The organism is Novosphingobium sp. B-7, from assembly GCF_000410615.1.
Lineage (GTDB): Bacteria > Pseudomonadota > Alphaproteobacteria > Sphingomonadales > Sphingomonadaceae > Novosphingobium > Novosphingobium capsulatum.
Genome location: NZ_APCQ01000002.1, coordinates 1 through 7,866 on the forward strand (window position 1 = coordinate 1; position 7,866 = coordinate 7,866).

Annotated in this window: 7 protein-coding genes; 6 read left to right on the forward strand and 1 reads right to left on the reverse strand. The window is 66.7% G+C overall.

What is annotated here, in order from left to right; genetic code table 11:
* Positions 1–208: 208 nt before the first annotated feature.
* The 3 genes from H926_RS24775 to H926_RS0100025 all read left to right on the forward strand — a co-directional run bounded on the left by H926_RS24775 (position 209) and on the right by H926_RS0100025 (position 5,274).
* Positions 209–1,366 carry a hypothetical protein gene (locus tag H926_RS24775; protein WP_022674468.1) on the forward strand — a complete coding sequence of 386 codons (1,158 nt, stop codon included), beginning with the start codon at positions 209–211 and terminating at the stop codon, positions 1,364–1,366.
* Positions 1,367–1,520: 154 nt separating this feature from the next.
* On the forward strand, positions 1,521–3,866 hold the full coding sequence (locus H926_RS24780; protein WP_022674469.1) for a TonB-dependent receptor: 2,346 nt from the start codon (positions 1,521–1,523) through the stop codon (positions 3,864–3,866).
* 106 nt (positions 3,867–3,972) lie between these two features.
* Positions 3,973–5,274, forward strand: coding sequence for a serine hydrolase (locus tag H926_RS0100025; protein WP_022674470.1), 1,302 nt, complete (start codon positions 3,973–3,975; stop codon positions 5,272–5,274).
* Positions 5,275–5,305: 31 nt separating this feature from the next.
* Here H926_RS0100025 and H926_RS24785 read toward each other — a convergent pair whose 3' ends face one another.
* On the reverse strand, positions 5,306–6,628 hold the full coding sequence (locus H926_RS24785; protein ID WP_022674471.1) for a sensor histidine kinase: 1,323 nt from the start codon (positions 6,626–6,628) through the stop codon (positions 5,306–5,308).
* A gap of 202 nt (positions 6,629–6,830) precedes the next feature.
* On the opposite strand from H926_RS24785, the gene rpmH reads away from it, so the two are divergent.
* From rpmH to yidD, 3 genes are all read left to right on the forward strand, one after another.
* Positions 6,831–6,965 (forward strand): 50S ribosomal protein L34, encoded by a 135-nt coding sequence (gene rpmH / locus H926_RS0100035; protein ID WP_028657364.1) that lies wholly within the window; start codon positions 6,831–6,833, stop codon positions 6,963–6,965.
* An 83-nt stretch (positions 6,966–7,048) separates the two neighbouring features.
* Positions 7,049–7,465 carry a ribonuclease P protein component gene (rnpA, locus tag H926_RS24790; protein ID WP_043606985.1) on the forward strand — a complete coding sequence of 139 codons (417 nt, stop codon included), beginning with the start codon at positions 7,049–7,051 and terminating at the stop codon, positions 7,463–7,465.
* Positions 7,466–7,469: 4 nt separating this feature from the next.
* Positions 7,470–7,679 (forward strand): membrane protein insertion efficiency factor YidD, encoded by a 210-nt coding sequence (gene yidD / locus H926_RS31405; protein ID WP_082208922.1) that lies wholly within the window; start codon positions 7,470–7,472, stop codon positions 7,677–7,679.
* Positions 7,680–7,866: the final 187 nt, after the last annotated feature.

Genomic DNA, 7,866 nt, shown 5'->3' on the forward strand with positions numbered 1-7,866 from the left:
GCCGCGCCGCCCGTGCGCTGCGACGGCGGCGGCGCCTGGCGCTTGCCATGATCGTCGTTGCGCTGGCGCTTGGCATCGTCGGCCTGGTCGCTGCGCCGCAGGGCTGAACGCCCCGCCGCCACGGGCATGGTGGGCAACAGCGACCCTTTGCCTTGGCAGCGGGCATGGGGTACAGCAACATCCTGACATAGCCCGGACCAGGCTGCCCATGACGCATTCGGACTCTTCGCTGCTGCTCGACCTCTACGGCTCGGTAGAGCATGAGGCGCGCTGGCAGGTCGTGCTCGATACGTTGCGCGATCGCATGGGCCTGGAAAGCGTGGTGGCGCAGGTGCTGTCTTCGGCCCGCTCCTGCCTGCAACAGGTCTGGACGGCGCGGGATTCGGTATCGTTGCGCCATGCGGCCATTCACGATTCCTGGGCCAATTCCGGCGCCAATCCCCGCTTTCATCGCCAACGCGCGCTGCGCCATCCCGATACCGGGATCGGCAGTGATTTCCAAAGCCTGGATCATTCCGAAAACGAACATCGCGCCATGCGCGAAGGGTTGGCGCGCTGCGGATTGGGGCCGGCGTTCTGGGTCGATTTCGGCCTCAGCCCGAACAGCCATTTCTCGCTGGTGTTCCATCGCAAGCCCGGTGACGACCGCGACGTCAACGCCGGCGAGGTGGAATTTCTGCAGCAGTTGCAGCCCCACCTCAGCCAGGCGGTCAGCCTGTGGCTCAAAACCTCGGAAAACGCGGCGCGGGTGCGCACGCTGGAACAGGCGATCAGCGCCACCGACCTGGCCATGACCAGCTGCGATCGCACGCTGCGCATGGCATGGAGCAATCCAGTGGCCGAGACGCTCCTCGCCTATAACCGGCACCTGGGCGTGCGCAACGGCATGCTGACCGGGCACAACGCGCAAGCCAATGCCGCGCTCAAGGCGCTGGTCGCCGATGCGGCCGCCGGCCATGCCGATGTGCTGGCACTGGGCAGCCCGGGAGACGATCCGCTGCATGTGCGGGCCGTGTCGGGCGCCAACCAGGCCGGCATCGGTGCGGCCGCGCGCGATGAAGTGCTGCTGCTGATCGCGGCGCCGGAACGCCGCGCCCAGATCGTGCCGTCAGCCCTGGCGCGCCTGTTCCGTCTGACCGGGGCAGAAGCGCAACTGGCCGCCGCCCTGGCTTCGGGCGACACGGTCAGCGAATATGCTGCCCGCCGTGGCATTACCACCGGCACCGCGCGCATCCAGCTCAAGCAGCTGTTCGGCAAGACCGGCACCGGGCGCCAGGCCGATCTCGTTCGCCTGATCCTGCATTCGCTCTCGGCCCAGGGCAACGGCACCCTGCCCCCGGCACCCGTTCCGCCACGCCCAAACTGAGATCGCAGACTATATCCCATATGGGAGGTGCAGGGCCGCAACCTCTGGCCCCATCATCCCCCGCGACAAGGCGGAACGGACGCGTTCCAAACCGCCGCAGCGTGAGGGATAGAAGATGCAGCCCAGACATTTCCATTCGTTCGCAGGCGCTCCCGTGGCCCTGGCCATGGCCCTGGCCTGGAGCAGCGGGCCAGCACTGGCGCAGGATGGCAGCGGCACGCCGGCAACTGCAACAAGCGCCGATGCCGCCCCCGGCGAAATAGTAGTCACGGCCACCCGCCGCGCCGAATCGCTCAGCAAGGTGCCGCAATCGGTCACCGCGCTCAGCCAGGCCTCGCTCGATGCGCGCGGCATCAAGGACATTTCGGGCGTCGTGCGGCAGACGCCGGGCATCCAGTTCGATCCCAACGGCTTCGGCAACCAGACCAACATCGCCATTCGCGGCATCAGTTCCACCGTGGGGGCGGCCACCACCGGCGTCTATATCGACGATACCCCGATCCAGAGCCGCGTCGTGGGCTATTCCACCACCAACGCCTTTCCCGCGGTGTTCGATCTGGCGCGCGTGGAAGTGCTACGCGGGCCGCAAGGCACGCTGTTCGGCGCCGGTTCGGAAGGGGGCACGGTCCGCTTCATCACCACCCAGCCCAGCCTGACCGACACACATATCTACGGCCGCGCGGAAGCCTCGGCCACGCAGGGCGGCGCCGCCTCGGGCGAACTGGGCGTATCGATTTCAGCGCCGCTGGTGCGCGACAAGCTCGGGCTGGCGGCCAGCGTGTGGTATCGCCACGATGGCGGGTGGATCGATCGGCAGGATGCCAATCCCATCCTCACCAACGCGCCCTATCTCAAGAACGTCAATTCGAGCTGGACGCAAGTGGCGCGCTTTGCGCTCAAGTGGGCGCCGGTCGAAGGCGTCGAAATCACGCCCTCGCTCTATTATCAAAAGCGCGCCAACAACGACACCAGCCCGTGGTGGGAAAACAACGGCCTCGCCCCCAGTGATCCGGGCTACAAGGCGCTGTCCAACCCCAGCAAGGGCCAGTACGTCAGCGGGGCGCCCAATGGCTCGCCCGATCGCGATCGCTTCTATCTGCCCGCGCTCAACATCAGCGCCGATCTCGGCGGCGCGCAGCTGATCAGCAACACCTCTTACTATGTGCGCGATCAAAGCGGCGAGATCGACTATTCCACGATCTGGCCGGCGGTCTTTGCCGGCACGCCCTGGGTCGGCACTGATCACAAGGCCCTGGCCTATATGCGCAACGACCAGCGCACCTTCACCCAGGAAGTGCGCCTGCAATCGAACAACAACAATGCACCGTTCACCTGGGTGATCGGCGGCTTTTATGCCAAGTCGGCCCAGCATTTCGCCGAACAGGTCTATGACCCCAACTTTGCCGACATTTTTGGCGGCGTGCCGCCCGAAGTGGTGCTCGGCGTGCCGCTGGTCGATGGGCTCTATTCGCTGGCGGGGAGCGGGCGCGGCGCCGACGAACAGCTGGCCGGTTTTGCCGAAGGGTCGCTCAAGCTGACCGACACTCTCAAGGTAACCGCCGGGGTGCGCGTGGCGCACACCAAGTTCGAAGGCAATTCGCTGTTCCAGGGTCCGGTCTCGGGCTATCAGTTGCAGGACCAGCAGTCGGTCAGCGAAAACCCGGTCACGCCCAAGTTCGCGCTCAACTGGCAGGCCACGCCAACCACGCTGATTTATGCCACGGCGGCCAAGGGCTATCGCATCGGCGGCACCAATGCGCCGGTGCCGCTCAGCCAGTGCGGGACGGACCTTGCCAACTATGGCTTTGCCAATGTGCCCAGCACCTACAAGTCCGACAGCCTGTGGAGCTATGAAGCCGGCGCCAAGACGCGCGTGGGCGGGGTAAGCCTGGCAGCCAGCGCCTACCACGTGGATTGGAGCAACATTCAGCAGAACGTCTATCTCCAGCATTGCGGCGCGCAGTTCACTGCCAACCTGGGCAAGGCACGCAGCCAGGGCTTCGACATCCAGGCGACGGCCCGGATCAGCCCCGCGTTCACCCTGGATGGAACGCTGGCCTATACCGACGCGCACCTGACCCAGAATGTCAGCGGCCAGCCCAATCCCCAGGCCGGCCAGCTGATCGCCGCAGTGGGTGATCACCTGGAAACCCATCCGTGGACGGCCACGATCGGCGCCAATTATGAAGCGCCGGTCGGCAGCGCCACGGCCTATCTGCGCGCCGACTATTCGTACAAGAGCAAGGCCAGGATGTCGGCCGTCACCGACAGCAGCACCAGCAGCTATGATCCCGGCGCCTATGCCCTGCCCCAGGTGCACTATGCCAGCCTGCGCGCCGGGCTGCGCAAGGGCGCCTATGATCTCTCGCTGTTTGTCGACAACCTGACCAACGAAACCACGATCCTGTCCCGCTCGATCGAGGTGAGCGGCGTTGGCACCTATCGCAACCTGTCACAGCGCCCGCGCACGTTCGGCCTCACCCTGCTGATGCGCCAGTAATGCCGGGTGCCCCGCCAAGGGGCACCCCCTGCACTGGGCCGGAAGCACCCTGATGCTTCCGGCCACTTTTCCCTTGTTCCTTCCCTGATGCAAAGGCTGCTTCCCCATGGTTTTCCCCCGCAAGAAGGCCGCGCTCGCGCTGGCCAGCGCCACCCTCGCCCTGGCCCAGGCTTTCGCCGCGCCTGCCCTGGCGCAAACCGCGCCGCCCCATGTCCTGCCCAATGGCCAGGTACCGCCCAACCTGGCCGCCGCGCGCACCCACATGCTCGAAGCGCCGGAAAACATGCTGACCTTCCACACCATGGATCAGCTGTTCCAGACCCGCCCGGTGCCGCGTTCCGGCCCGATCGCCGCGCTGCCCCGCGTGGACCAGGCCCTGCCCGATGCCGTGCTCGGCACCACGAAAATGACCGAGGACCAGTGGGAAGACCGCACTTTCACCAATGCCCTGCTGGTGATGCGCGACGGCAGGATCGTGCACGAAAGCTATCGCAACAACACCGATGCCAGCACGCACTACATCTCGTTCTCGATGGCCAAGTCGATCACCTCGATCATGGTCGGCATCGCGGTCAACCAGGGCTTCATCAAGTCGATCGACCAGCCCGCCACCGACTATGTCCCCGAACTCAAGGGGTCGGGCTATGACGGGGTGACGATCCGCCAGCTGCTCCAGATGCGTTCGGGCGTGGATTACGAGGAACGCTATGACTTTGGCGCAACGCCCAGCGTGGCCGCCAAGATCTTCCTCAACGCCATCGTCGCCAACACCGAACGCTTTGCCGACACCGCGCCACGCCTGGGCCGCAAATGGAAGCCGGGCAGCCACTTCAACTATTCCACGCTCGATACCAGCGTGCTGGGCTGGATTCTCGAACGCGCGACCAAGCAGCCGCTGGCCACCTACATGACCAACACCCTGTGGCAGCCGATGGGCATGGAATCCTATGGCTTCTGGCTGGCCGATGGCGCGCCGGGCGTGGGGCGCGAGCTTAACGGCATGGGCTATAACGCCACGCTGCGCGATTTTGCCCGCCTGGGGCAGATGATGCTGGACGAGGGCAAGTTCAACGGCCGCCAGATCCTGCCGGCGGACTGGGTCCACCAGGCAACCGCGATGGTGCCCAATGCCGATCCCGGCACGCCGCCCCCGCCGGCCAGCGTGACCGATCCCTTCGCCCGCTCCGGCTATGGCTTCCAGTGGTGGAAGGTCGACGATACCGGCGCCTATACCGCGCTCGGCCTCCAGGGGCAGTTCATCTACGTCCACCCCGCCACGCGCACGGTGATCGTCAAGCTCAGCTTCTTCCCGCCCGAGGGATCGGACCTGGGCAATCGCGCGCTGGAAGAAACGCTGGCCTATTTCAAGACGCTGGTGAACTGGTCGGCCACCGCGCCCAAGCCGTAAGGCCAGGCGCCCAAGGGATGATCCGGCGGGATCATGCGTGGGGGAACGTAATCTCCACCATGATCCCCTCGGGCGAAAAGCGCCGCACGATGCGCCCGTCGAGCTGGCGTTCGGAACTGCGGATCAGCGCCGAGCCAAAGCCTTCGCGCGCCGGCACGCCGTCTTCGGGCAGCACCAGCGGCGCGGCGGCGCGTTCCTGCCACACCAGGCGCACGGTCTTGTCTGCCGCATGGTGTTCCCAGCGCACCTCGAGCAGGCCGCCCGGGGCCGACCAGGCGCCATACTTGACGGCATTGGTCACCAACTCGTGCAGCACCAAGCCCAGCGGCACGGCGTGGCGGCCCGACACCACCAGTGTGCCGCCGGATAGATTGCAGCGTTCGCTGTCAGAGCGGTAGGGCGCGATCGCCTTGGTGACCAGATCGGCCAGGTCCACCTCGCCATCGCCATCGTGGCGCCCCTGCGTCACATCGTGCGCGGTGACCAGGGCGTGGATGCGCTTGGCAATGCGGTCCACCGCCGGGGCCGCGGCGGTATCGCCCCGGGCCGACATCTTCACGATCGCCAGGATCACCGCGAACAGGTTCTTCACGCGATGATTAAGCTCGCGCGCCAGCAGGTCGGCGCGGTCGCGCGCCTCGGCGATCAGCGCGGCATTGGCAGCCGCTGCCTGCGCCTGGGCAGTGCGGATCACCTGCCACAGCCCCAGGATCAGCGCGATCGTGATGATCACTGCCAGCAGGCCCAGCGAGGGTATGACGCGCGCCTCGGCCATGGCAGCACTGTCGGTCGCGGCATCCAGCCGCGCGCGCTCGGTACGTTCCAGCCGGCCCACGGCCTGGCGCAGGGCCTCCATCGCCAGTTGCCCCTCGTCAGACAGGGTGCGCACCCGCGCCTCGACCAGTTCGCCACGCCGCACCAGTTCCACCGTGCCGGCCATTTCGGCCCACTTGGCATCGCCCAGGCGCTCGATCTCATCCACCAGGGCGGCCTGCTGCGGATCGATGCCCTGGCCCAGGCGCCGGCGCAGCGCGCGGATTTCCGCCTCATAGGCGGCATGGCCCTGCGTATAAGGCACCAGATAGCGGCGGTCATAGGTGATGTAATAGCCGCGCTGCCCGGTTTCGCCGTTGAGCGTGGCCGCCACGATGCCATCGAGCGCGGCCAGCACCGCGCTGGTGCGCGCCGCCTGCTCGCGCTGCACGCGCTCGGCATCGACCGTGGTAAAGATCAGGGCAAAGGTGCCCAGCAGCGCCAGGGCCAGCACGGCAAACAGCGCCAGTGTCAGCCAGGCCGGCTTGCGGCGCCATATGCGGCCCCAGCTTTGGGCCTGCCCGGTTTCGTCGGCAACCATGCCTTTGCCCTAGAACCTTGTGGGAATTTCGCCAATGGCATTTTCATTGCGGGTTTGCGCCCGCGTGGCACAATCGCGCCTCGGCAAATGCTTGACGGATGGCGCGCCCTCGCTTATCGGCGCACCCCTGATTTCGGCTCGGCGTCGGTTGCGGCGGCGTGCCTGTTATACCGATTCGCCAGACAAGAAGAAGAGCTGAACCATGAAGCGCACTTTCCAGCCCAGCAACCTCGTGCGTGCCCGCCGCCACGGCTTCCGCGCCCGCATGGCCACCGTCGGTGGTCGCAAGGTGCTGCGCGCTCGTCGCGCCCGCGGCCGCAAGAACCTCTCGGCCTGATCGCGCGCCCTTCGGGCACCATGTCGGTTGAGACCGGGGCCGATCCGGCCCGCTCTCCTCGGCGCAGTGCCCGCTTGGCGACGATGGCCCGGCGTGCGGATTTTCTCGCCGCCAATCGCGGAATCCGGGTCGCAAGGCCCGGATTCGTGCTTTTGGTGAACCCCTTGTCGCGCGCCGATGGCTCGCTGCGATTCGGGGTGACCGTCACCAAGAAGATCGGCAACGCCGTGGCGCGCAACCGCATGAAGCGGCGCTTTCGCGCGCTGCTGCGCGAACTGCTGCCCGCCCACGGCATTGCCGGCGCCGATCATGTGCTGATCGGCCGCGAAAACGGGGTGGAGCGCGATTTCGCCCTGCTGCGCAGCGAACTGGGCCAGGCCCTGTCGCGCGCTGCTGCCGGCAAGGGCGATCCGCCCCGAAAGCCTGGCGGCAAATCGGGCGGAAAGCCCGGCACCAGGCGCGGGCCACCGCGCGAACCCAAGCCCGCCTACGGCCGCTGAGCCCATGAAGCGCCTGCTCATCCTCATCGCCCGGGGCTGGCAGCTTGGCCCATCCCGCGTCTTGCCGCCTTCGTGCCGCTTTGCCCCCTCGTGCTCGCAATATGCGATCGAGGCGTGGACCAAGCATGGTGCGATTAAGGGTAGCTGGCTTGCCGCCTTGCGGCTATTGCGCTGCCATCCCTGGGGTGGCTGCGGGTACGATCCCGTCCCCTGAACACCCCTTCCCAAACAGCTTGATTCAACGAACGCGAGGCACAGTGGAGAAACAGCGCAACCTGATCCTGGCGGTGGTCCTGATGGGCCTGCTGCTGATCGGCTGGGATTATGGCATCGCCTATTTCTATCCGCAGCCCAAGGGCAAGCCGGCGGCTATGGCCAGCCAGGCGCCCGTGGCCGCGCCC

Excerpts from the sequence above, each read along its gene's own strand:
- H926_RS0100025 (WP_022674470.1), top strand. The coding sequence starts at position 3,973 with ATGGTTTTCCCCCGCAAGAAGGCCGCGCTCGCGCTGGCCAGCGCCACC.
- rpmH (WP_028657364.1), top strand. The coding sequence starts at position 6,831 with ATGAAGCGCACTTTCCAGCCCAGCAACCTCGTGCGTGCCCGCCGCCAC.
- H926_RS24785 (WP_022674471.1), bottom strand. The coding sequence starts at position 6,628 with ATGGTTGCCGACGAAACCGGGCAGGCCCAAAGCTGGGGCCGCATATGG.
- rnpA (WP_043606985.1), top strand. The coding sequence starts at position 7,049 with ATGGCCCGGCGTGCGGATTTTCTCGCCGCCAATCGCGGAATCCGGGTC.
- H926_RS24775 (WP_022674468.1), top strand. The coding sequence starts at position 209 with ATGACGCATTCGGACTCTTCGCTGCTGCTCGACCTCTACGGCTCGGTA.
- yidD (WP_082208922.1), top strand. The coding sequence starts at position 7,470 with ATGAAGCGCCTGCTCATCCTCATCGCCCGGGGCTGGCAGCTTGGCCCA.